Below are 23332 nucleotides of genomic sequence, written 5' to 3'. Positions count from 1 at the left end.
TGCTGCTGAAGTGTCAAAAGAAGTAAAGGTGGAAATGTCGGTGGATGGAGATGTCACGACCGCCCATGTTATCATTGCTACTACTAAAGATGGTGAGACCACCACCGAAACAAAGACCTTAACGGGTACCGAAGCTGAAGTTCAGGCCCAATTGGATGCCTTGAAGGAGGCCGGCGTCACCATAAAGGGTAAAAAAGTGATTAAAGAAGTGGTAGAGGAAGTGGAGAAGAAAAACTAAACCACATAGTTAAATATTAAAAAGCCCGGACGATTGTTCGGGCTTTTGTTTTGTCATTATTTTGATTTTAGAACAACCCGTGCAGTTCGGCATCGATCTTTGTGATCACCTGACCCAAATGTTCGGGCTCGTCTACAAAGTTGAGGTTGTCCACATCGAGGATAATTAAATTCCCTTTATCGTATTCATGAATCCAGGCTTCGTAGCGTTCGTTGAGTCTGCTTAGGTAATCAATACTGATAGAATTTTCATATTCACGACCCCGTTTGTGAATTTGATTCACCAAATTGGGAATGGAACTCCGCAAGTATATCAATAAATCGGGGCCTTCGGTCACACTTTCCATAAGATCGAAGAGCGAACGATAATTTTCAAAGTCGCGATTGGTCATCAGACCCATTGCATGTAGGTTGGGTGCAAAAATATAGGCGTCCTCATAAATAGTGCGATCCTGAATAATATCCTTTCCGCTTTCGCGTATATCCAGTATTTGTCTAAAACGACTGTTTAAGAAATACACCTGAAGATTAAAAGACCAACGCTCCATCTGATTGTAAAAATCGTCCAAATAGGGGTTGTCTTCCACATCTTCAAAATGTGCTTTCCATTTATAGTGTTTTGACAGTAAACGAGTTAAAGTGGTTTTTCCGGATCCAATGTTTCCTGCAATCGCAACGTGCATAAATCTTACTGCTTAGGTTGTGTTAGTCTATATGTGAGAATATTAATCCCGTCATAAATATACAGTAAATCTTGCGTAAGCTGCAAGTCTTTTGGTGTGTTTTCGGAGATCGGAATTTTTATGGGTTTAAAGGAATTTTCAGAAAAATAAAATAATTCATTTGCTTTTAAGGCGATCACATTTTCATTCTGCTGAACTATTTTTTCGAAACCCATTGCATCGACTTCAGCAAGTAAACTTCCGTAGACATTGAAAGTTCGCAATTTTCGTTCGGTAAGAACAAAACAGTAATTGAAATTACTTGCCTGCGACACTAATTTTCCGGCAAAGGGTTGAGAAACGGTGGTTCGACGTTGACTTCGGTAATCGTATAATTCCAACTGATTTGTATCGACATTAAAGATCCAAAGCTTGTTATTGCCGGCATTGGTAGCCGTACTTATATTTACAAAATCGGGTAAATTGTTAAAGTTGATGCGTTCAATTTCGGTTAGTTTGTTATCAACAAAAACAACAGTGTTCACATCTTCGTAAAACAATACAATTTTTAGCGGATTAATAATATCAACCGATGAGATCCTGCCCAATTGATAGTCGTTAAACACAAAGCTCCCTTCAGAACCTTGTTTGTGCAGCACATTGGTTTTTATAAAGTATTTATTGTTATAACTGTCCACACCAATAAACACATCGGCCTTCAACGGTATCGATTCGACAGGTTTCAGATCCTGTCCGAAGGATGTTTGCGCAATACAGAAAAATAAAAAATAAAAGGCCCTCATACGAAGTACAAGGTACGAAATGACTTCAAATAAATAGAAGTTTGTATTTTGTAATACACAAACAATTTTGTCGTCTTTTTACAAAATCAAAATTATATTAGGTATGAAACGAAAATACTTCCTTCCCTTCCTATTATCTTCCTTTTTTATTTTTCAGAGTCAAGCTCAGGAAGTTAAAGGAATAGCCACCTACAAATCACAACGTAAGGTGGACATTGAATTGGACAGTACCCAGATGAACGACGAGATGCGTGCTCAAGTACTCGCTATGCTGAAAAAAAATTTCGAAAAAGAATATACACTCGATTTTACTAAAGATGAATCCATTTACAAAGAAGTTGAAAATTTGGACAAACCAAGTGTTTCAACCGGAGGAATGGAGTTTGTAGTGGCAACAGCCGGTGGAAGCGATATCTTATATAAAAACACCAAGGAAAACAAGTTTGTAAATCAAAATGATCTCTTCGGAAAGCAATTCTTAATCGAAGATGCTTTGGAAAACTTAGATTGGCAATTGGAAAAAGAAACAAAAAATATAGGCGAATACACCTGTTTTAAAGCAATTGCTAAGCGAATGGTACCTGTGATGAGAGTGATAGAAAGTTCAGGGGATGAAGAGGGGGTATTAGAAGAGCCTCAAGAGGAAGAAATCACCCTAACCGCATGGTACACCCCACAAATTCCGGTGAAACACGGTCCAAGTGAATACGGAGGACTTCCGGGTCTCATTCTGGAAGTGAGTGATGGAAGAGAAACGATCCTGTGTAGTAAAATAGTACTCAACCCAAAAAATGATGTAAATGTTACCGCTCCTTCCAAGGGCAAGAAAGTGAGTCAAGCCGAGTTCGATGAAATCATGGAAAAAAAGATGAAGGAGATGGATGAGCGTTTCAAGAATAATCGTAGAGGGGATGGCAATAATGTGGAAATACGAATTGGGGGATAAATAACTCGACAATCGGTTAAACCATCTTTCTTGAGAATAGTCAAAAGATATTGTAACAAAACACTTATTTTGTGACTTACTATACCTAAAACAATCCTAATGAAACGTATAAGCCTACTATTATTTACCATTATTCCATTTCTAACTTTTGCACAAAACTTTAGCGGACAAGCATTTTATGAATCGAAGACCACGGTAGATATGGATAACTTCGGAAATCGTGAAATGAGCGAGGACATGAAGAAGCAGATCGCCGAACGAATGAAGAGTATGCTCGAGAAGACGTATATACTTACTTTTAATAAGAACGAGTCTATTTACAAGGAAGATGAAAAGCTTGAGACGGGAGCAGGAGCAGGAGGATTTCGAATGATGATGGGAAGTTTTACCGCAGGGCCGCAGTATAAGAATATAGCACAGAACCTGCTGTTGGAAGAGCGTGAATTCTTCGGAAAACAATTTCTTATTAATGATACGCTTACCAAATTAGATTGGAAACTCGAAAAAGAATCCAAACAAATTGGTCAGTATGTGGCTTTCAGAGCCACAGCGATCAAAACCATTGATCCCAACGATATGAGCATGGCGCGTCGAAGAAATAGAGATCGCGACACCGAAAAGAAGGAAGCTGAAACAGTAAAAGATACTGCGAAAACCGATGATCCTTTCGATGAGATTGAAGTGCCAAAGGAGGTGCTAGTGACCGCATGGTTTACACCTCAAATTCCGGTATCGAACGGGCCGGGTGAATATGCCGGACTACCGGGTTTAATCCTTGAATTAAACGTAGATCGTACTACGATCCTTTGTTCTAAAATAGTGATGAATCCGAAGGAGGCGGAAGCGATTCAACCTTTGAAAAAAGGAAAAGAAGTAACTCGCGAAGAATTCAATAAGATAGTAAAGGATAAAACCGATGAAATGCGCGAGAATTTTAGAGGTGGAGGAAGAAGAGGAGGCATGCGTTTCGGCGGATAAATTATTTCAGAAAAACCAACTATGACAAAATTGATTTGGGCAGTCCTGCTGCTTTTTACCGTATCCGTTTCTGCACAGAGCGTGAAAGTACGGGGATTTATAAAAGACAGTATCGGCCAACCCTTAGAATTTGCCAATGTGATTGCAACGGTTCAGTCCAGCGGTGAAATCGAATCCTACGGTATTACCAATTCTGAAGGCCGCTACCAATTAGACCTTCCTTTTAATGCCACCTATCTCTTAAAAGCTAGTTTTTTAGGCTACGATACCAAAGAACAAACCGTTGCTGTTGCTGAGAATTCAGAAAATATCCAACTTGACTTTATACTGAACGAACTAGCCAATCAATTGGACGGTGTTGAACTTGTTTATGAAATGCCCGTTACCGTCAAAGGCGATACCATTGTGTATAATGCCGATTCGTTTACCACCGGCGATGAACGAAAATTAGGGGATGTTATGAAAAAACTCCCGGGGGTTGAAGTGAACGACGAAGGTGAGATCGAGGTGGAAGGCAAGGCAGTAAGCAAGGTCATGGTTGAAGGAAAGGACTTTTTTGATGGCGATTCGAAATTGGCTACCAAAAATATTCCCGCCGATGCGGTGGACAAGGTAGAAGTACTTCGAAATTACAATGAAGTAGATCAGATGCGCGGTTTGGGGAACGATCAGGACAACATAGCCATTAATATAAAACTTAAAGAGGGAAAAAAGAACTTTTGGTTTGGAGAGGTGACTGCCGGTGCCGGAATTGCAGACGATGAAGGCAAATATCTGGTCCATCCCAAACTCTTCTATTACAGTCCGAAGTACAGTATAAATCTAATCACCGATTTCAACAATATTGGCGAAGTGCCATTTACCTTCCGGGATTATTTTAATTTTACCGGTGGATTCCGAAACTTCAATCGGGGAGGCGGTACCAATTTTAATATAAGTGAAAGTGATCTGGGCTTTGCCGTAGCGCAAAACAATCGCGCCAACGAAATAGATACAAAATTTTTGGCCGGCAACTTTAGCTGGGCCGCAACTTCTAAATTGGACCTCAGCGGATTTGCAATTCTCTCGGACAACACCACCAATATGGTGACCAATTCAATTCGCCAGTATATTGTTTCGGGAGCTACTGAAAACACCAATACCATAAACGATCAGCGAAGCAAATTAGGTATGTTAAAATTGAGCAGCACCTATAAGCCCAATTCCAGCTTTCAATTAGACTACGATGCCCTTTTAAAAACCTCGGACCAATCAGAAGATGATAGTACGATATCCATTGTTGAAGACAAATCCAACAATATTTCCGAAACCATAGAAAACAAACCCTATTCTATCAATCAGAACGCCAATATTTACTTTACCCTAAACGACAATAACATCTTTGCCGCTCAAGTGCAACATTTGTATCAGGACGAGGACCCGTTTTACCGAGCCATTCAGGATTCGATACCGTTTCGTGGGATCTTTACACAATTTGATCCGCAAAACCCCGGATCTGAAATCTTTGACCCATTGACGGAAGCATCTAGATATAACATAAATCAGGATAAAAACGTAAGGACCGGCAAACTGGATGCCAAGGTGGATTATTATTACGTCATCAATAATAAAAGCAATATAAATCTCACCTTGGGAAGTACCTTAAGCAGTCAGAAATTTAAATCGGGCATCTTTCAAATTCTCGACAACGGAAGCGAGAATATTTTTTCGGAAACCGATTTCAATAACGATGTGGAATTCAATTTTACCGATGTATTTTTTGGCTTGCATTACAAGGCGAAGGTTGGGAAATTCATTTTTACCCCAGGACTTAGCTTGCACAATTATAATGTAAAGAATGATCAGTTGGGATTGTCTAGTTCTCAGAATGATTGGATGCTGCTGCCCGATCTCAATGTTATTTTGGAATTGAAGAAAAGTGAAAACCTTCGGTTTAACTATGCTATTTCTTCAGAATACACCGATGTTAATGATTATGCCCAATCGTATGTGTTTAATAATTACAACAATCTCTTCCGTGGAAATCGCTTTTTAGAGAATGCACTTTCGCATACCTATAATTTGACCTATTTCAGCTTTAATATGTTCAACTATACCAATATAAGTGGCTCGTTGAATTACTCGCGTCGATTGAACGGTTTCAAAAGGAATACGGCCATTCAGGGGATTAGTCAGGTGAGCTCGCTGTTCAATAGCGACAGCAATTTTCCCGATGAGACCTTTTCGGCCTTTGCCCGCTTCAGCAAAACGATCAAAAAGCTTCAGTTTGGTCTAAATGCAAATGTAAGTTTGAATAAATCGAACAATATTGTCAACGATGAAATTCGCGAAAGTCAGAGCCTAACCCAGGCATATCGAGGCAGTGTGCGAAGTAATTTCAGAAAATGGCCCAATTTTGAAGTCGGCTATCGTTTAAGTTTGAACGACTATGACAACGGTGGGTTGCAACAAACATTTTTTACGCACAGACCCTATGCGAATTTGGATATGCGATTTCTAAAGGATTTCAACCTCACGGCCGAGTGGGATTATTACGTATATAATGACGAAGCCAAGACGGTTGAAAACAAATATTCCTTTGTAAATGCGAATCTGTATTATCAAAAAGGAGATAGCCCTTGGGAATTTCAAATACAAGCTTCCAATATCCTAGATACCGGTTTTATCGATACCGATAGCTTTAATGAACAATACAACACAACCAGCCAATATCTGGTGTTACCGCGAATCGTCATGTTTATAGTAAAATACGATTTGTAGTTTTTTAGTATCTTTCTGAAAACTTCACCCTATGCGTAATATAGTCTTCGGAATAGTGATCGCGGTTTTTATCGTCTTCGGATTGCGCTATTGTGAGCACAATAAAGAGGAACGTGAAAGATTGCAGGCAAATACCGCGTTAATTCAAAAACAGCTTGAAAATGTTGGAAAACTAATCGTTACCGAAGGTAATTACGCCAAAGTCTTTACCTATGAAGATTCCAAATCGCTATATGCGGGCTTGTTCTCTTCCAATAAGAAGGCCTTGATCGTTGTAAACGCCAAGGCAAGTATTTCGTACGATCTAAGCGAGATTAAAACGACGGTCGACGAGGCGAACAAAACAGTTACAATTACACATATACCAGAACCCGAATTGTCCATCAATCCGAATATACAGTACTACGATATTCAACAGGACTATTTTAACCCGTTCGAAGCTTCCGATTACAACAAAATAAAAACCCAAATCGACACCAAACTCAAGGCAGAGATTGAAGCATCGGAGCTAGTGTCAAATGCACAGAACAGGCTTATTTCCGAATTGCAAAAAATCTATATACTTACCAATTCCATGGGCTGGATCTTGCAGTATCATGAGGAGGTCATTTCGGCAGAAGACGATTTGAAAAATATCGAGTTATAACTTCTTACTCAGGCTAAACCAGCCCCCTCCATTCATTGCCTCAATACCATTGCGCTTTAAAATTCCCGAGGCACTTCCGCTTCGAATACCACTGGCACAACACAGTATCACCGGCTTGTCCCATTTTTTAATTTCCGAAATTTTCGAGGAGATTGAAGGCAGTGGAATATTCTTTGAACCCGGAATAGCACCCCCATTGTATTCGCCTTTTGAGCGTACATCTACAATGATGGCACCTCTGGATACCATGTCTGTAATTTTCTTGTTTTTATTTCCGAAGAGTGCACTGAATATTCCCATAATTACCGTGTTTGAAATTTAACCTGTTTCTCTATTAAAGCCAATCCGTCGTCAATCAAATGTGAAACTTTCGGCCTTTGTATTTTTAAATTTGTAAGATGCTGTAAAATTGCTTCTGAAGTTGTCAATTCGTATATCTCCAAAGCCAATAGCCAATCCTCAGCGTGGTTAAGTCGCAGCGTATTTGCGATTTCTTCTAATTGATCACGCTCTTTGTTAGTGCGTTCAAGCGTGGGATTTCCTGCGCGTATTTCTCTCACCTTTTGATACATCGAATTCAATGCCGATTCCTTTGCTGAAAGTGCTTTGCGAATGGTTTCCGTACTGCGTATATGAGGTGCCAGATCAAAAGAAAGATAATCGGCCGCTCCTGCAAAGGCCGAAACGATCTCCTTTCCAACCGCCATATCAAAATCGCCCATCTCCCGACTAAAAAGCAGCTCATCCTTATATCGAACCGTACAATCGGTGAATTGGATTAACATCAATTTGCCACCCAAATTCCGCATCCCGGTTACGTTCAATCCTTCAACAGTAATACCACTTTCAAATTCGAATGCAATGGGTTTGCCGTCATAGAAATTATAGGCCTGTAGATCGCGTGGCCCCATGTTCTCGATCGCTAAATTAATGCCTTTTAATTTTCCCAAGGGCGATCGGAAACCATTGGAATGTCTGCTAACACCATGCCCAATCACCTCCTTTTCACGATAGGACAGCGCGGTTTCACCTTCGGTTTCAAAATAAACCACTTCGTTGTCCTCATTCTGTATCATTCGTGTGAACTGGCCACTCACTTGCAAACCGGTACTCAATTCGATAGTGCCTAATTGTTTTGATTCGATCAATTTTTTTAAACCACGCCAGCCGCCTTTCCGAACGGCCATCGTATTGGCAAATTCCTCCAACACCTCCTGTAAATAGGCAAAGTCGGGTGTAACATAGAGCTGAGGTTGCGGCTTGGTAATGTCAAAATCCCGATAGGCAGCCTCAATGGAATAGGGGATTTTTTTTACCGCATCTTTCATACACCAGGCGCTTTCACCAATGGAAGAAAGTAATCCGGCACCGTATATTTTTGGATTGGCTAATGTACCTACCATCCCATATTCCACGGTCCACCAATGCAAATTTCGTATCAATGATATTTCTGAAGGTGCCACTTTCTTTTTCTGGAGCTCCAATACACGTGCCTCAGCTGCGTCTATCAAAGCTTGGGAGATGCCCTCAGCTTCCTTCAATATAGACAATTCTCTCACCGCCTCATACATTTCGATATCGTGCGCACTAGAGATGGCTTTAGCACCTATTTCCCCAAAACGACGTAAGTATTCGGCATAATCCGGGCTAGCGATAATAGGAGCATGCCCCGCACCTTCGTGAATGATATCGGGTGCCGGGGTGTACTCTATATTTTCTAACTGCCGGATATCACTCGCAATGACCAATACTTTGTAAGCTTGAAACTCCATAAAGGCATTCGGCGGAATAAAGCCGTCCACGGCAACGGCCGCCCAGCCAATTTCCTTCAGTATGCGATTCATACCATACATAGAAGGAATGGTATCTATGGAGATACCCGTCTTCCGAAGTCCTTCCACATAACTTTCATGCGCCACCTTGCTCAAATAATCCACATTCTTTCGCATCACATAGCGCCACACCGCCTGATTGACAGGTGTGTACTGCTCGTAATTCTGTGGTTTTATGTATTGCTGTAAATGCGGCGGTAACCTATCCAGCAATTCATTGGTTTCAATCTGCAATTCCATAAGAGTTCAAAAATAATCAATTTTTGGGCGTTCCCCACCGTTTTTGTTTCTGACAAAAACAGTGGGTCGGGCTTTTCGCACTACGCGGTAGTTCGCTACAATCCCTAACGCAGAATCTGAACAGAATGATTATCTTGCAGTAGCATGAAAGCACTTTCCCGAAAAGAAGAAATTATCAGTACGGCATCACACCTTTTTAAGGAAAAGGGGTACAATGCCGTGACCATGCGCGACATAGCTGAAGCCATGGGGATGAAAGCAGCTTCTTTGTACAATCATATTAGTAGCAAACAAGAAATACTCGCGACTCTAATTTTGGAAGTAGCCAATGAGTTTACCCGAGGAATGAATGCCGTGATTTCTGATGTCAGTTCACCCCTGGAAAAAATACAAACCATCATCGAGATGCACATCGACATCACCGTGAATTATTCCGAGGGCCTTGCCGCCCTAAACAACGATTGGATGCACCTTGAAAATGACCATTTGAAAGCCTTTGTCAAGATGCGTACCGATTACGAGGAAAATTTCAGAACTATTATTAAACAGGGCATTGATTCGGGAGAAATTCATGCACGTCATCCCGAGGTTATTTTGTTTTCTATTCTCTCTACGTTGCGAACCTTGTACGTATGGTATCAGAAGCGTGGAAAGCTGGATGTAAATGTGCTAAAAAAGGACATGGTAGCCGTATTCCTCAACGGAATTGTTAACAAACATTAACTTGCAATTCTAGCTAACAAACGTTAGTTTTGTCAATCAAATTTTAAAAAAAAGTGGCGAAGTTTCACACCTTAAAAGTAAAGGACATCTATAAGGAAACCGACGATTGTTCGGTGGTAACCTTAGATGTGCCTAGCAATCTCACTTCCGAATTTAAATTCCGTCAAGGGCAACACCTAACGCTCAAGGCCGATATCGATGGCGAAGACACAAGACGTTCGTACAGCCTGTGTTCTAGTCCCTTAGACAACGAATGGCGGGTTGCCGTAAAACAGATTCCGGAAGGTAAGTTTTCAAGCTATGTCAACGCATCCTTAAAAGCCGGAGATCTTATCGAGGTGATGGCGCCAAGTGGTACTTTCGGAGTTGCATCAAAATCCGAAAAGGCAAAAAATTATTTGTTTTTCGCGGCCGGGAGCGGCATTACCCCCATACTTTCCATGATCAAGACACATTTGGCTTTGGAACCCGGTGCAACTTGTAAGTTGTTTTATGTGAATAAAACAGCAAAATCAATTATCTTTAAGGAAGAATTGGAGCAACTTCGCAACACCTACTTCGGAAGGTTGGAAATCTATTATTTCCTCACCAAGGAACGACGCGATATCGAGTTGTTCAACGGGCGTTTCGATGACGAAAAAATGAAGGTGCTTACCAAGACCTTTATCGACATACCGGATACCAGTGAGGTATTTCTATGTGGCCCCGAAGATATGGTGCAGTTTGTAAGTACGTATCTGGTTGAGGCGGGATTGCCCAAGGAGTTGGTTCACTTCGAATTGTTTGTTACAGGCCTTTCGGAAGAAGATAAGGCACGTGCCGAACGATTGGCACAGCAGAATGTGGAAGGCGTTGAAATTACAATCGTGGATGGAGGCAAGGAATTCCAATTCACCATGACCAAAGACTATGACAATATACTCGACGCTGCCCTTGGAGCCGGAGCCGATTTACCCTTTGCCTGTAAAGGCGGGGTGTGTAGCACCTGTAAATGTCAGGTTGTTGAGGGTTCGGTTGAGATGAAAATAAATTACGCATTAGAAGAAAAAGAAGTAGCACAGAATTTTGTGTTGAGCTGCCAATCGGTGCCTACTTCAGAAAAGGTAAAAGTGGATTTTGATGTTTAAAAAAGTGACATTATGAGCGAAAAAGAAATAAAAAATCTGGAAGCGATCTTCGAAGCACGAATTGCCAGAGATGAAAAGATAGAGCCCAAAGACTGGATGCCTGAAAAGTATCGTCAAACACATATTCGTCAGATTTCCCAGCACGCTCACTCGGAAGTAGTGGGTATGCTGCCCGAAGGAAACTGGATTACCAGAGCCCCATCGCTGAGACGAAAGGCGGCTTTGTTGGCAAAAGTTCAGGATGAGGCCGGACACGGTTTGTATCTGTACTCGGCTTGTGAAACCTTGGGAATTTCTCGAGACGAATTATACGAACAACTACATTCCGGAAAGGCAAAATATTCGTCCATTTTTAATTACCCAACAGTCACTTGGGCCGATATGGGTGCCATTGGCTGGTTGGTTGATGGCGCTGCTATTATCAACCAAGTCCCACTTTGTAATACATCTTTTGGTCCCTATGCAAGAGCCATGGTACGTGTGTGTAAGGAGGAAAGCTTTCACCAACGACAGGGATATGAAATAATGCTCACCTTATGCAAGGGCACTCCCGAACAGAAAGCGATGGCTCAGGATGCCTTAAACCGATGGTGGTGGCCGAGTTTGATGATGTTAGGACCCACCGATGCGGCTTCGGTTCATACCGAACAATCCATGAAGTGGAAGCTCAAACGAAAAACAAACGACGAATTGCGGCAGCAGTTTATCGATCAAACGGTTCCGCAGGCAGATTTGCTAGGCTTGACCATCCCGGATCCCGATTTAAAATTCAATGAGAAAACCGGTCATTACGATTTTGGCGCAATCGACTGGGACGAATTCTGGCAGGTAGTAAAAGGGCATGGACCCTGTAATAAAGAGCGTATGAATGCTCGGGTGAGCGCATGGGAGAATGGAGCATGGGTGCGCGATGCCGCCATGGCGTATGCCGAAAAACAAGAAAATAAAAAAGTAGCGAAAGCAAGTTAAATAAGGAGATATGAAAAAGAATTGGCCCTTATGGGAAGTATTCGTTAGAAGTAAAAACGGACTCGAACACCGGCATTTTGGAAGTCTTCATGCCGCCGATGCCGACATGGCATTGGAAAATGCTCGCGATGTTTATACACGCCGAAACGAAGGCGTGAGTATTTGGGTCGTGGAGAGCAAATATATCACTGCTTCAAATCCTGCCGATAATGGAGAATTGTTCGAGCCGGCACAGGACAAGATATATCGACACCCTACGTTTTACGATCTGCCGGACGAAGTGAAACATATGTAATATGAAGAACGAAAATCTATATAACTATATTCTTGGTATAGCCGATAACTCCTTAATTCTTGGTCAGAGGCTTGGCGAATTATGTGGCCATGGCCCTAATTTGGAGACCGATATTGCCATGACAAATATCAATCTGGACCTAATTGGACAGGCGAGAAGCTATTACCAATATGCAGGGAAACTGACAGGTCAAGACAAATCTGAAGATGATATTGCCTTTTTACGATTGGAACGGGAGTACAGAAATGTATTATTGGTGGAACAACCCAATACGCATTTTGGGTATGTGATGGTGCGACAATTTCTATTTGATATGTTTCACTTTATGTTGATGGAAAAGCTTCAGCATAGTAAAGATGAAACGCTGGTGGCCATTGCCAATAAAGGAATTAAGGAGGTGAGTTATCACAAACGCTTTTCTTCAGATTGGATCAAAAGACTGGGGGACGGGACAGCGGAAAGCAATGCTAAAATTCAGGAAGCAATTAATGACCTTTGGCGCTTTACGGATGAATTCTTTCAGTTGACCGAAGCAGATAAGGCAATGGTAGAAGTAGGAATTGGCGTAGATGTGTCCAAATTAAAAGAAGACTATTATAAGAAAGTTTCCGAAGTACTGGAGGAAGCCACCTTGCAAACGCCCGAGAATAAGTATTTTACTAAGGGAGGAAAAGAAGGACTGCATACAGAGCATATGGGCTATATTCTGGCCGAGCTGCAGTATATGCAGAGAACCTTCCCAAATATGACCTGGTAATATGACAAGTCTACTCGAACCGAATATTGATATAGCTTTGATTCCAATACTGGAAACAGTGGCGGATCCCGAAATTCCTGTACTAACGGTTCTGGATTTAGGGGTTATTCGAGAAGCGGTAGAAGAAAACGGACTCGTATCCATAAAATTAACACCCACCTATTCGGGTTGCCCTGCCATGGACGTGATAGGAGACGATCTCAAAGCTGCCTTCGCCAAAAACGGCATGAAAGCCGAAGTAACATTGATTCTATCTCCCGCTTGGTCGACCGATTGGATGAGTGAAGCCGGGAAGCGAAAGATGGAAGCCTACGGTATTGCAGCACCTCTGGAGGAATCGGCAGATAAAGCGGTCCTTTTAGGAAATGCCAAATTGGTCAAGTGTACCAATTGCGGAAGTACAAACACACATTTGGTAAGTCAGTTTGGATCGACAGCATGCAAGGCGCTTTTTAAGTGTGATGATTGCCAGGAACCGTTCGACTATTTTAAATGTTTGAAATGATGTTGGGTTTACGAACTACCATATACATTGTACCAAGTCTTTCCGAAGCAAAGAAATGGTACACCAAGGCGTTTGAGGTTGATCCCTATTTTGATGAACTCTTTTATGTAGGTTTTTCAATAAAAGGATACGAATTGGGTTTAATGCCGGAAGAGGGGGCATCGATTCCCAGAGGGGAAAATGTATTGTCGTATTGGGGTGTGGATGATATTAAAAAAGAATACAAACGCCTCATCAAATTAGGTGCTACACAACACGAAGCACCAAAAAATGTGGGTGGGGAACTCATGGTAGCTTCGGTCAAAGATCCGTGGAATAATGTAGTAGGGTTGATTTATAACCCCTATTTTAAAATTAAATAAGCTCGCTTGCCTTCGGAATAAAATTCGAAGATGCGCGAGGAAGTCAAAATAACAGGTATGAGCGAAAATTCAATTGAACTTAAAATTGAAAATAATACGGCGTGGATAACGCTCAACAGACCGGAGGTGTTTAATAGTTTTAACCGTGAGATGGCGTTGCGTCTTCAAAAGCAATTAGACCATTGTGAAGCAGATGCTGCAATTCGAGCTGTTGTCATCACCGGAAGCGGAAGAGCTTTTTGTGCAGGTCAGGATCTGAAAGAAGTCACCACTCCCGAACTCAACCCGGGATTCAAAAAAATTCTGGAGGAACATTACAATCCCATTATCCAACGGATTCGAACTATAGAAAAACCAATTATTGCCGCCGTTAATGGTGTGGCAGCCGGTGCAGGTGCGAATATAGCCCTGGCCTGTGATGTGGTGGTCGCTTCAGAAAATGCGAGCTTTATTCAGGCATTTAGTAAGATAGGCTTGATACCGGATAGTGCCGGAACGTTCTTTTTACCTAGGTTAATTGGTTTTCAGAAAGCATCGGCCTTAATGATGCTGGGCGATAAAGTTTCTGCTGAAGAGGCCGAAAAGCTAGGAATGATTTATAAAGTATACGCTGCTGAAGATTTTAATGCTGAAGTAACTGTTTTAGCCGAAACTTTAGCACAAATGCCAACCAAAGCCTTGGGGATGACGAAGCGATTGCTTAACCAATCCATGACCAACAATTTGCAATCGCAATTGGAAATGGAATCCAAATTACAAATTGAAGCTGCGCAAAGTGACGATTATACCGAAGGAGTGGCTGCCTTTGTTGAAAAGAGAAAACCCAATTTTAAAGGAAAGTAAATGATTGAAAAAGTTGGAATAATTGGAGCGGGAACCATGGGAAGCGGTATTGCACAGGTGGCAGCGACTGCCGGTTGTGTGGTAAAAATATTTGACACCCAAAAAGACGCTCTGGATAAGGCCAAATTGAGCTTGGAGAAAATTTTGAGTCGGTTGGTTGAAAAAGGACGAATTGATACAGACGAAAAAAATCGGATTCAAACGAACATTCGGTATGTGAGTACCTTGAAGGATTTGGCAGATTCCAATTTGACCATTGAAGCCATCGTGGAGAATCTGGATATAAAAAAGAAGGTGTTTCAAGAATTGGAAAGCTACGTTTCAAAGGAATGTATCATTGCATCCAACACTTCCTCTTTATCGATAGCATCCATCGCTTCTTCTTTGCAAAAACCGGAACGCTGTGTTGGGATACACTTCTTCAATCCGGCGCCGTTGATGCAATTAGTAGAAGTGATTCCGGCGATACAGACTTCAGAAACAACATTAGAAACTTCAGTAAAAACCATAAAGGATTGGGGAAAAGTGGTGGCCATTGCCAAAGACACCCCCGGTTTTATTGTCAATCGCGTGGCGCGTCCATTCTACGGAGAAGCACTTCGCATTTATGAGGAAGGCATCGCAAATTTTGCTACCATCGATTGGGCTATAAAGTCCAAAGGCGGATTTAAAATGGGCCCTTTCGAATTGATGGATTTTATTGGAAATGATGTAAATTATACGGTGACCGAAACAGTCTTTGGAGCTTTTTATTTTGATCCGAGATATAAGCCTTCCTTTACCCAAAAACGTTTTGCCGAAGCAGGGTATTTAGGAAGAAAAAGCGGAAAGGGATATTATAATTATGCTGAAGACGCTACAAACTCGGTTGCAAAAGAGAATGATGCATTAGGGAAGCAAATTTTTGAACGGTTGCTTGTAATGCTCATCAACGAAGCAGCCGATGCCTTGTTTTGGAATATTGCTTCGGCCGAAGATATCGACAATGCGATGACCAAAGGGGTAAATTACCCGAAAGGATTGTTGGCTTGGGCAGACGAAAAGGGTATCGATTGGTGTGTTGCAACAATGGATACATTGTATGATGAATATCATGAAGACCGATATCGATGTTCACCATTGCTTAGAAAGATGAAAAGTAAAAAGGAAAAGTTTTTCAATTAAATATAAGAATGAACCCTGAGCTGAGTCGAAGGGTCTTAAAATGGAAGGAGCTAAAATCCCATATAAAATGCTATCTCTAGATGCGTACAGTCAGTGGCTTGGCATTGAGATTTTGGAATGTGAAGTAGGCAGGTGTAAAGTAGGGATGACCGTACGGCCCGAAATGTTGAATAGTATGAATAAGGCGCATGGAGGAATTAGTTATTCTTTGGCCGATACTGCCTTTGGTTTTACCGCAAACACCCACGGTAAATACGCTGTTTCTATTGAAACCTCTATTAATCATATTTCAGCCTTAGATGCGGGAGATTATATAACCGCTGAAGCAACCTTAGATGAACAACGCACCAAGGTGGGATTTAATATAGTGGAAGTAAAACGAGGTGAAGAACTTGTGGCTCTTTTTAAAGGAGTTGTATATCGAACCACAAAAGATTGGACAGAGTAAATATAAAACCGAAAAATATAAAATGATAAAGTGAAACTGACTTTAGACTTTTACCCTAAAATATAAACTTTGAAAAACGCATATATAATTGACGGAGTACGAACTCCCATTGGAAGCTATCAAGGAACACTAAGTGCTGTTCGTACAGACGATTTGGGTGCCTTGGTTATTGCTGAAATTGCAAAAAGGAACACGAACATTCCAAAAGAGGCCTATGACGATGTGATCATGGGATGTGCTAATCAGGCGGGAGAAGACAATAGAAACGTAGCGCGTATGTCGCTGCTGCTGGCAGGACTGCCTTTCACCGTACCCGGTGAAACAGTCAATAGACTGTGCAGCAGCGGACTTTCAGCAATCATTCACGCCAACAGGGCTATTAAAGCCGGTGATGGCGATGTGTTTATTGCGGGAGGTGTAGAGAACATGACCAGAGGGCCTTATGTAATTGCCAAACCTTCTACTGGTTTCGGGACCGATGCCAAAATGTACGATTCCAGTTTTGGCTGGCGATTCGTAAATCAGAAGATGCACGAACTATATGGCACCGACGGTATGGGAAATACGGCCGAGAATCTGGTGGAAAAACATAATATCACTCGTGAAGATCAGGATGCCTTCGCGTATAACAGTCAGATGAAGGCCACCAAAGCCCAACAAAACGGACGTTTGGCGAAGGAGATCGTTCCTGTGGAAATTCCGCAGCGAAAAAAGGATCCCATCATTTTTAAAGACGATGAATTCATTAAACCTACGACTACGAAGGAGATATTGGCCAAATTACGACCTGCCTTTAAAAAGGATGGAAGTGTCACTGCGGGGAATAGTTCGGGATTAAACGACGGAGCAGCAGCCACTATCATTGCCTCGGAAGAAGCCGTGAAAAAATATGGTCTGAAACCTTTGGCGAAGATTGTTTCTTCTGCTGTAGTAGGAGTGGAGCCAAAAATCATGGGGATAGGACCTGTGGAGGCTAGTAACAAGGCCTTGAAGAAGGCAGGTTTGACTATGGCCGACATGGATGTAATTGAGCTGAACGAAGCCTTTGCTTCGCAAGCATTGGCCTGTATACGCGAATGGGGATTAAAAGACGATGATCCACGTATCAATCCGAACGGAGGCGCAATCGCTATTGGTCATCCCTTAGGTGTCACAGGTGCCAGGACAGCGTATTCGGCAGCCTTGGAACTTAAAGAATCAGGCAAGCGCTATGCCCTAATCACCATGTGTGTGGGCGTAGGACAAGGCTATGCGGCGGTAATTGAAAACGTGAATTTATAAAAATGAAGATCTTAATTATTGGAGGAAACGGAACCATTGGAAAAACCATTACCAAACGTTTATCTGAAAAGCACGAAGTGATTGTAGCCGGAAGAAATTCGGGTGATGTTACGGTGGATATCGCTGCTTCGGAAAGTATTAGCGCAATGTTTCAGAAGGTGGGCAAGATAGATGCCATTGTGAATGTTGCGGGCGATGCCAAATGGGATAAATTTGACAAGCTTTCAGAAGAAGATTTCTATATTGGAATACGGAGCAAGATGATGGGACAGGTGAATTTGGTGCGTTTAGGAAGAAAATATTTAAATTCGGGAGGGTCGATTACGCTTACCACGGGAATTCTGGCCGATGAGCCGGTAGATATGACGACCAGCGCTGCGATGGTGAACGGCGCTATTCAGAGTTTTGTGAAGGCGGTTGCCCTCGAACTGGAAAATGGTATTCGAATTAATGTAGTATCGGCCGATCTGGTGGAAGACGCCTACGAAAAATATAAGGATTACTTTCCCGGAAATACGCCCGTAGCCATGCGAAAAGTGGTGGATGGCTATGTAAAAAGTGTGGAAGGAAGGATCAATGGAGAAATCATAAGAATAAGAGCTTAATTATGAACAAACTACAAAATTACGTTACAGGACAATGGCTTGAAGGTACTGGTGAAGGTGTACCTATGCTCGATGCGGTAACAGGCGAGGTCGTTGCACTTTCAGATACCAAAGGACTCGATTTTGGAGAAATTCTTCAATACGGTCGAGACAAAGGAGAAGCCCTGCGCAACATGACCTTTCAGGAAAGGGGTTTGATGCTAAAAAAATTGGCCTTATACCTTACAAAACGGAAGGAGCAGTTTTACGAATTGAGCTATCGTACCGGGGCGACTCGTATTGATAGCTGGATCGATATTGAAGGAGGCTTCGGAAATTTATTTGCCAATGCATCCCTTCGGAAATTGTTTCCAAATCAGTCCTATCACGTCGAAGGGGATCCTATAGACCTCTCTCGTGGGGGTCGGTTTATGGCGCATCATATCATGGTACCCAAAAAAGGAGTTGCCATTCACATCAATGCCTTTAATTTTCCGGTCTGGGGTATGCTCGAAAAATGTGCGGTCAACTGGATGGCAGGTGTGCCGGCGGTTGTAAAGCCTGCTACCAATACATCTTTTTTAACCGAAGCTGTAGTACGTGAGATCATTGCCTCCAAAATACTGCCGGAGGGAGCGCTACAACTTATTTCAGGTTCAGCCAGAACTATCTTGGATACGGTCGAATCGCAGGATGTGGTTACGTTTACCGGTTCTGCGACTACGGGAAGAATGCTGAAAACACATACCAGAATTATAGAAGAATCGGTTCCATTTAATATGGAGGCCGATTCGCTAAATGCTTCTGTACTTGGTGAAGATGCCGTTCCGGGAACCCCCGAATTCGATTTATTTATCAAGGAAGTGAGAAACGAAATGACCGTAAAGGGCGGACAAAAATGTACGGCTATACGACGTATTATCGTTCCGGAAAAACTCGTAGAAGATGTGCAGATTGCGCTCGGAAATGCATTGGATAAAGTCACCATCGGTGACCCTCGCTTAAAAGAAGTGCGTATGGGAGCCTTGGTGAGTATGGATCAGGTGGATGAAGTTCGTGATCGGGTGAAAGAAATAGCCAAATCGGCTCAGATTGTCTATGGAAAACTAGACAAGGTGGATGTGGTTGGAGCCGATTCAAAAAAAGGAGCTTTTATGAGTCCGATTTTACTTCGGGCAGACCATCCTTTCGATAATTGTGCGGCCCACGACACCGAAGCCTTTGGTCCGGTGAGCACTATTATGCCGTATAAAAATCTTTCAGAAGCGATTCAGTTAGCGCAGATGGGGAAGGGCTCTTTGGTGAGTTCGATCGTGACCAACGATAATACAATTGCCAAAGAATATACAGTGAATGCGGCTTCGCATCACGGTCGTATTCTTATATTAAACCGAGAAAGCGCCAAGCAAAGTACCGGCCATGGTTCGCCATTACCTGCCCTAGTGCACGGTGGACCCGGACGCGCCGGCGGCGGCGAGGAGATGGGCGGCCTACGCGGTGTTAAACATTATCTACAACGCTGTGCTATTCAAGGCTCTCCCACCACCTTGACCAAGGTGACCGGAATCTATCAGCCAAAGGCGGATTATGCTGAAGCGGAAAAACATCCATTTGCCTATCATTGGGAGGATATTCAACCCGGGATGTCGCTTAAAACACATAAACGCACCTTTACCGATGCCGACATTGTGAATTTTGCCAACCTTACTTGGGATCATTTCTATGCCCATACAGACATCACTTCGCTGGAAGGAAGTATATTCGAAAAGCGTACGGCCCATGGGTATTTTATCCTTGCAGCTGCGGCAGGTTTGTTCGTTTATCCGAACAAGGGGCCGGTAGCGGCCAACTACGGTTTGGAGGAATGTAGGTTCCTGCGTCCTATTTATCACAACGATACCCTGTATGTGCGATTAACCTGTAAGCAAAAGATCGATCGGGATACAGTTGCAAAAGAACTGCCCAGCGGTATTGTAAAATGGTATGTGGAAGTCTTTGATGCCGAACCTGCCGACGATCAGGACGACTTGGTGGCCGTGGCTACTATTTTGACCATGGTGCAGAAGAAGCAGACGGTTTTTACCGAAATGACTTCAGAAAAAATAGAGGCGTGTCTGCAAAAATTAACTGAAAAGTCAAAACCACAATGGGGTACCATGACGGCGCAACATATGGTAGAGCATTTGGAATATACCTATCGCATTTCGGCAGGACAAATTCAGGATTTTGAAATTACTACTCCTGAAAAATATTTGGATAAAGTTCAAGCGACCTTATACAATTATGAGCCTATGCCGCGGGAATATGACTTCCCTTTGGCGGAGAAGGCCAAAATGACCGAGTTGAAGCATCCCAATCTGGAAACAGCAAAACAAAAGATGCTGGAAGCTAGAACTGAATACTTGCAGTTTTATAAGGAAAACCCGGACGCCATAACGAAAAACGCCGTGTTCGGAAATTTAGGAAAGTTTGATTGTTATTTGTTGGAACGAAAACATTTGAACCATCATTTCAGTCAGTTTGGATTACTATAAAAAATAAAAAATGACCCAACCCTACGTAACACAAGACATACAAAACGGAATCTCAACGATCGAGTTCTTCCATCCGGCACACAATAGCCTTCCGGGTGATATCCTTGCCAAATTGGTCGATGAAATCAATCAGGCAGGTACCAATGATGAGGTCAAGGTAATCGTACTAAAAAGCGGGGGTGAACGCACTTTTTGCGCAGGCGCTAGCTTTAAAGAATTGATTAATATCAATGATGCCGAAACCGGTCGTGTATTCTTCAGTGGTTTTGCCAATGTGATCAACGCCATGCGAAAATGCCCAAAATTTATCATTGGTCGCATTCAAGGAAAGACGGTGGGAGGAGGCGTAGGAGTGGCTTCGGCAACCGATTATTGTATGGCATCCAAATTTGCTTCTATTAAGCTTAGTGAATTGAATGTGGGGATAGGCCCTTTTGTGGTGGGCCCTGCGGTGGAACGAAAATTAGGACTTACCGGAATGTCGCAGATCGCTATTGATGCCGACACCTTTTACGATGCCGAATGGGCGCGTCAAAAAGGCTTGTATGCCGAAGTATACGATTCGACCGAGGCATTGGACGAAGCGGTGCAAGCATTTGCCGAAAATCTTTGTACCTACAATCCGGAGGCGATGAAGGAGATGAAGAAAGTAATGTGGGCAGGTACTGAAGACTGGGATCATTTGTTGGCCGAACGAGCTGCCATAAGCGGAAGGTTGGTGCTTTCAGAATTTACCAAAGAAATCTTGAAACGATTTAAATAATGATCTACTCCTTTAAAGGACATATACCGGTTGTTCACGAATCCAGTTTTGTGCATCCCTTGGCGGCTGTTACCGGAAACGTGATCATTGGGAGAAATTGTTATATAGGCCCCGGAGCTGCTATTCGAGGGGATTGGGGTGAAATTATATTGGAAGATGGCGTCAATGTTCAAGAAAATTGTACGGTACATATGTTTCCGGGGAAATCGATTGTATTGAAGGAAGGTGCTCATATAGGACATGGAGCGGTGATTCATGGTGCCAATCTGGGTCGAAATTGCTTGATAGGGATGAACAGCGTGATCATGGATGCTGCCGAAATAGGTGACGAATGCATCGTTGGTGCCATGAGTTTTGTAAAGGCTGAAACGATTTTTCCGAGGCGGAAACTGATCGTTGGAAATCCGGCAAAGGTGATCAAGGAGGTTTCAGAAGAAATGATCGAATGGAAAACGGCAGGTACAACATTGTATCAGCAATTGCCGAAGGATTGTCATGAGAGTTTGAAAGAAGTAACTCCGTTGCGATCGGTTCCGAAGAATAGACCGGTACAAGAAGATTTTTATAAAACATTGCAAGAATTAAAGCGAAAATAGAAATGCCTGAAACTGAATTTAGAATGCCCAAAATGGGGGAGAGTATTACCGAAGGAACCATCATCAATTGGTTGGTTCAGGAAGGTGAAAATTTTGAGGAAGGTGATATTTTATGCGAAGTAGCCACCGATAAGGTGGATAATGAAGTGCCGGCACCGGCTTCGGGAAAAATGCTTCAGCATAAGTTTGGATCAAAAGACGTTGTCCCGGTAGGCGAAGTTATTGCGCTTTTGGAACTCTCCGAAGCGGGAAAATCGATTTCTTCAGAAGAGAAACCTGCAGCAAAAATTACCGAAGCTACAATTGCTAAGAAATCAAACAGTAAATCGGCCGCCACTTCATTCAAGGTGAATGAAAATGTGTTTATAAGTCCGCTGATAGATAGTATTGCGCGCAAACATCATGTGAGTTATGAGGAGTTGGCGCGGATTCCGGGTACAGGAAAAGACAGCCGTTTGCGCAAAAGCGATCTACTCAATTATATTGCCGAAGGACGTCCGCTTCAGTTTGCACAGCCGGTAGTGGAAGGCTCTGGTTTTAAAATCCCCGATCTGAAATTCGACAAGGGAACAGGAAAGGTTGTTGAAATGGATCGGATGCGACAGATGATTGCCGATCATATGGTGTTTAGTAAACATACCTCTCCGCATGTGACTGCGTACGTGGAGGCGGACCTCACAAATATGGTGGCTTGGCGAAATGATAATAAGGTGGCATTTCAGAAAAAACACAACGAAAAACTCACCTTTACACCACTTTTTATTGAGTGTGTGGCAAAGGCGATTAAGGCATATCCAATGATCAATTCGTCACTTGAGGGGACCTCAATCATTGTTAAAGAAGATATTCATATTGGGATGGCTACTGCTTTGCCAAGTGGAAATCTTATTGTGCCGGTAGTAAAAAATGCGGACAGGCAAAGCCTGCCCGAACTAGCTGCTTCGACAAACGAATTGGTTGGAAAAGCACGTGATAATAAGCTGAAAGGAGACGAAACCAAAGGAAGTACGTTTACCATAAGCAATGTGGGCACCTTTGGAAGTTTGATGGGGACACCCATTATAAATCAGCCGGAAGCCGCGATACTTGCCACAGGAATTATCAAGAAACGGGCAGAGGTGATGGAAAAACCCGAGGGAGATACCATTGAAATTAGATCTATGATGTACCTTTCGTTGTCGTTTGACCATCGTATAGTGGATGGATATTTGGCAGGATCATTTTTAAGAAGAATTGCTGACGAAATGGAGCAATTTGATGTGAACAGGAAGTTTTAA

25 protein-coding genes are annotated in these 23332 nt (G+C 42.6%); 21 read left to right on the top strand and 4 right to left on the bottom strand.

Annotated elements, in window-relative coordinates; genetic code table 11:
* On the top strand, positions 1-238 hold a 238-nt coding region (locus K8F54_RS05520), incomplete at its 5' end, for a hypothetical protein (RefSeq protein ID WP_290788193.1).
* Between the two features lie 67 nt (positions 239-305).
* On the opposite strand, the gene K8F54_RS05515 is transcribed toward K8F54_RS05520, so the two are convergent.
* Together K8F54_RS05515 and K8F54_RS05510 are read right to left on the bottom strand one after the other, a co-directional pair.
* On the bottom strand, positions 306-920 hold the full coding sequence (locus K8F54_RS05515) for a deoxynucleoside kinase (RefSeq protein WP_290788189.1): 615 nt from the start codon (positions 918-920) through the stop codon (positions 306-308).
* A 5-nt stretch (positions 921-925) separates the two neighbouring features.
* Positions 926-1702 (bottom strand): hypothetical protein, encoded by a 777-nt coding sequence (locus tag K8F54_RS05510; protein ID WP_290788186.1) that lies wholly within the window; start codon positions 1700-1702, stop codon positions 926-928.
* Positions 1703-1805: 103 nt separating this feature from the next.
* Here K8F54_RS05510 and K8F54_RS05505 point away from each other — a divergent pair, with 103 nt between their 5' ends.
* The 4 genes from K8F54_RS05505 (at position 1806) to K8F54_RS05490 (ending at position 7032) form a co-directional block, all read left to right on the top strand.
* Positions 1806-2648 (top strand): GLPGLI family protein, encoded by an 843-nt coding sequence (locus K8F54_RS05505; protein WP_290788183.1) that lies wholly within the window; start codon positions 1806-1808, stop codon positions 2646-2648.
* A 99-nt stretch (positions 2649-2747) separates the two neighbouring features.
* Positions 2748-3626: a GLPGLI family protein gene (locus tag K8F54_RS05500; RefSeq protein ID WP_290788180.1), complete on the top strand. Its 879-nt coding sequence runs from the start codon at positions 2748-2750 to the stop codon at positions 3624-3626.
* Positions 3627-3647: 21 nt separating this feature from the next.
* Entirely contained in the window at positions 3648-6386 is a 2739-nt protein-coding gene (locus tag K8F54_RS05495; protein ID WP_290788177.1) for a carboxypeptidase regulatory-like domain-containing protein, read from the top strand.
* A 31-nt stretch (positions 6387-6417) separates the two neighbouring features.
* Positions 6418-7032 carry a DUF4230 domain-containing protein gene (locus K8F54_RS05490; protein ID WP_290788174.1) on the top strand — a complete coding sequence of 205 codons (615 nt, stop codon included), beginning with the start codon at positions 6418-6420 and terminating at the stop codon, positions 7030-7032.
* Here the strand turns inward: K8F54_RS05490 and K8F54_RS05485 are convergent.
* Positions 7027-7332, bottom strand: a complete 306-nt coding sequence (locus K8F54_RS05485; RefSeq protein ID WP_290788172.1) for a rhodanese-like domain-containing protein — start codon at positions 7330-7332, stop codon at positions 7027-7029. The genes K8F54_RS05490 and K8F54_RS05485 overlap by 6 nt on opposite strands.
* Positions 7333-7334: 2 nt before the next feature.
* Positions 7335-9104 carry an aromatic amino acid hydroxylase gene (locus K8F54_RS05480; RefSeq protein ID WP_290788169.1) on the bottom strand — a complete coding sequence of 590 codons (1770 nt, stop codon included), beginning with the start codon at positions 9102-9104 and terminating at the stop codon, positions 7335-7337.
* A gap of 144 nt (positions 9105-9248) precedes the next feature.
* Here K8F54_RS05480 and K8F54_RS05475 point away from each other — a divergent pair, with 144 nt between their 5' ends.
* The 16 genes from K8F54_RS05475 (at position 9249) to K8F54_RS05400 (ending at position 23332) form a co-directional block, all read left to right on the top strand.
* Positions 9249-9827, top strand: coding sequence for a TetR/AcrR family transcriptional regulator (locus tag K8F54_RS05475; protein ID WP_290788167.1), 579 nt, complete (start codon positions 9249-9251; stop codon positions 9825-9827).
* A 53-nt stretch (positions 9828-9880) separates the two neighbouring features.
* Positions 9881-10954 (top strand): 2Fe-2S iron-sulfur cluster-binding protein, encoded by a 1074-nt coding sequence (locus K8F54_RS05470; RefSeq protein WP_290788164.1) that lies wholly within the window; start codon positions 9881-9883, stop codon positions 10952-10954.
* A gap of 12 nt (positions 10955-10966) precedes the next feature.
* Positions 10967-11923, top strand: a complete 957-nt coding sequence (paaA, locus tag K8F54_RS05465) for a 1,2-phenylacetyl-CoA epoxidase subunit PaaA (protein WP_290788161.1) — start codon at positions 10967-10969, stop codon at positions 11921-11923.
* Between the two features lie 10 nt (positions 11924-11933).
* Positions 11934-12218, top strand: a complete 285-nt coding sequence (paaB, locus tag K8F54_RS05460; protein WP_290788158.1) for a 1,2-phenylacetyl-CoA epoxidase subunit PaaB — start codon at positions 11934-11936, stop codon at positions 12216-12218.
* Between the two features lies 1 nt (position 12219).
* Positions 12220-12975 (top strand): 1,2-phenylacetyl-CoA epoxidase subunit PaaC, encoded by a 756-nt coding sequence (gene paaC, locus K8F54_RS05455; protein ID WP_290788156.1) that lies wholly within the window; start codon positions 12220-12222, stop codon positions 12973-12975.
* A gap of 1 nt (position 12976) precedes the next feature.
* On the top strand, positions 12977-13480 hold the full coding sequence (paaD, locus tag K8F54_RS05450; protein ID WP_290788154.1) for a 1,2-phenylacetyl-CoA epoxidase subunit PaaD: 504 nt from the start codon (positions 12977-12979) through the stop codon (positions 13478-13480).
* The gene (locus K8F54_RS05445) at positions 13477-13842 is read left to right on the top strand and encodes a VOC family protein (RefSeq protein ID WP_290788151.1); all 366 of its coding nucleotides are present in this window, start codon (positions 13477-13479) and stop codon (positions 13840-13842) included. The genes paaD and K8F54_RS05445 overlap by 4 nt, the downstream gene beginning before the upstream one ends.
* A 57-nt stretch (positions 13843-13899) precedes the next feature.
* Entirely contained in the window at positions 13900-14685 is a 786-nt protein-coding gene (locus tag K8F54_RS05440; RefSeq protein ID WP_290788148.1) for an enoyl-CoA hydratase-related protein, read from the top strand.
* Positions 14686-15849: a 3-hydroxyacyl-CoA dehydrogenase NAD-binding domain-containing protein gene (locus tag K8F54_RS05435; protein WP_290788146.1), complete on the top strand. Its 1164-nt coding sequence runs from the start codon at positions 14686-14688 to the stop codon at positions 15847-15849.
* 40 nt (positions 15850-15889) lie between these two features.
* A complete protein-coding gene (locus K8F54_RS05430; protein WP_290788144.1) occupies positions 15890-16297 on the top strand; it encodes a hotdog fold thioesterase in 408 nt (135 codons plus the stop codon).
* Positions 16298-16366: 69 nt separating this feature from the next.
* Complete coding sequence (gene pcaF / locus K8F54_RS05425) at positions 16367-17578, top strand: 3-oxoadipyl-CoA thiolase (RefSeq protein ID WP_290788142.1); 1212 nt, start codon at positions 16367-16369, stop codon at positions 17576-17578.
* 2 nt (positions 17579-17580) lie between these two features.
* Positions 17581-18183, top strand: a complete 603-nt coding sequence (locus K8F54_RS05420; RefSeq protein WP_290788139.1) for a short chain dehydrogenase — start codon at positions 17581-17583, stop codon at positions 18181-18183.
* Positions 18184-18185: 2 nt separating this feature from the next.
* Positions 18186-20696, top strand: a complete 2511-nt coding sequence (gene paaZ, locus K8F54_RS05415; protein WP_290788137.1) for a phenylacetic acid degradation bifunctional protein PaaZ — start codon at positions 18186-18188, stop codon at positions 20694-20696.
* Positions 20697-20706: 10 nt separating this feature from the next.
* Complete coding sequence (locus tag K8F54_RS05410; protein ID WP_290788136.1) at positions 20707-21459, top strand: enoyl-CoA hydratase/isomerase family protein; 753 nt, start codon at positions 20707-20709, stop codon at positions 21457-21459.
* Positions 21459-22055: a transferase hexapeptide repeat family protein gene (locus K8F54_RS05405; RefSeq protein ID WP_290788134.1), complete on the top strand. Its 597-nt coding sequence runs from the start codon at positions 21459-21461 to the stop codon at positions 22053-22055. The genes K8F54_RS05410 and K8F54_RS05405 overlap by 1 nt, the downstream gene beginning before the upstream one ends.
* Before the next feature lie 2 nt (positions 22056-22057).
* Positions 22058-23332: a dihydrolipoamide acetyltransferase family protein gene (locus K8F54_RS05400; protein WP_290788131.1), complete on the top strand. Its 1275-nt coding sequence runs from the start codon at positions 22058-22060 to the stop codon at positions 23330-23332.

It is taken from the genome of Altibacter sp., assembly GCF_019913785.1.
GTDB lineage: Bacteria > Bacteroidota > Bacteroidia > Flavobacteriales > Flavobacteriaceae > Altibacter.
The sequence above is the reverse complement of the archived record's forward strand: the minus strand, read 5'-3'. Positions and strand labels throughout refer to the sequence as shown.

What these genes read in the sequence shown, in the direction of transcription:
- K8F54_RS05515 (WP_290788189.1), bottom strand. Translation starts at nt 920, where the DNA reads ATGCACGTTGCGATTGCAGGAAACATTGGATCCGGAAAAACCACTTTA.
- K8F54_RS05510 (WP_290788186.1), bottom strand. Translation starts at nt 1,702, where the DNA reads ATGAGGGCCTTTTATTTTTTATTTTTCTGTATTGCGCAAACATCCTTC.
- K8F54_RS05505 (WP_290788183.1), top strand. Translation starts at nt 1,806, where the DNA reads ATGAAACGAAAATACTTCCTTCCCTTCCTATTATCTTCCTTTTTTATT.
- K8F54_RS05500 (WP_290788180.1), top strand. Translation starts at nt 2,748, where the DNA reads ATGAAACGTATAAGCCTACTATTATTTACCATTATTCCATTTCTAACT.
- K8F54_RS05495 (WP_290788177.1), top strand. Translation starts at nt 3,648, where the DNA reads ATGACAAAATTGATTTGGGCAGTCCTGCTGCTTTTTACCGTATCCGTT.
- K8F54_RS05490 (WP_290788174.1), top strand. Translation starts at nt 6,418, where the DNA reads ATGCGTAATATAGTCTTCGGAATAGTGATCGCGGTTTTTATCGTCTTC.
- K8F54_RS05485 (WP_290788172.1), bottom strand. Translation starts at nt 7,332, where the DNA reads ATGGGAATATTCAGTGCACTCTTCGGAAATAAAAACAAGAAAATTACA.
- K8F54_RS05480 (WP_290788169.1), bottom strand. Translation starts at nt 9,104, where the DNA reads ATGGAATTGCAGATTGAAACCAATGAATTGCTGGATAGGTTACCGCCG.
- K8F54_RS05475 (WP_290788167.1), top strand. Translation starts at nt 9,249, where the DNA reads ATGAAAGCACTTTCCCGAAAAGAAGAAATTATCAGTACGGCATCACAC.
- paaA (WP_290788161.1), top strand. Translation starts at nt 10,967, where the DNA reads ATGAGCGAAAAAGAAATAAAAAATCTGGAAGCGATCTTCGAAGCACGA.
- paaB (WP_290788158.1), top strand. Translation starts at nt 11,934, where the DNA reads ATGAAAAAGAATTGGCCCTTATGGGAAGTATTCGTTAGAAGTAAAAAC.
- paaC (WP_290788156.1), top strand. Translation starts at nt 12,220, where the DNA reads ATGAAGAACGAAAATCTATATAACTATATTCTTGGTATAGCCGATAAC.
- paaD (WP_290788154.1), top strand. Translation starts at nt 12,977, where the DNA reads ATGACAAGTCTACTCGAACCGAATATTGATATAGCTTTGATTCCAATA.
- K8F54_RS05445 (WP_290788151.1), top strand. Translation starts at nt 13,477, where the DNA reads ATGATGTTGGGTTTACGAACTACCATATACATTGTACCAAGTCTTTCC.
- K8F54_RS05440 (WP_290788148.1), top strand. Translation starts at nt 13,900, where the DNA reads ATGAGCGAAAATTCAATTGAACTTAAAATTGAAAATAATACGGCGTGG.
- K8F54_RS05435 (WP_290788146.1), top strand. Translation starts at nt 14,686, where the DNA reads ATGATTGAAAAAGTTGGAATAATTGGAGCGGGAACCATGGGAAGCGGT.
- K8F54_RS05430 (WP_290788144.1), top strand. Translation starts at nt 15,890, where the DNA reads ATGGAAGGAGCTAAAATCCCATATAAAATGCTATCTCTAGATGCGTAC.
- K8F54_RS05420 (WP_290788139.1), top strand. Translation starts at nt 17,581, where the DNA reads ATGAAGATCTTAATTATTGGAGGAAACGGAACCATTGGAAAAACCATT.
- paaZ (WP_290788137.1), top strand. Translation starts at nt 18,186, where the DNA reads ATGAACAAACTACAAAATTACGTTACAGGACAATGGCTTGAAGGTACT.
- K8F54_RS05410 (WP_290788136.1), top strand. Translation starts at nt 20,707, where the DNA reads ATGACCCAACCCTACGTAACACAAGACATACAAAACGGAATCTCAACG.
- K8F54_RS05405 (WP_290788134.1), top strand. Translation starts at nt 21,459, where the DNA reads ATGATCTACTCCTTTAAAGGACATATACCGGTTGTTCACGAATCCAGT.
- K8F54_RS05400 (WP_290788131.1), top strand. Translation starts at nt 22,058, where the DNA reads ATGCCTGAAACTGAATTTAGAATGCCCAAAATGGGGGAGAGTATTACC.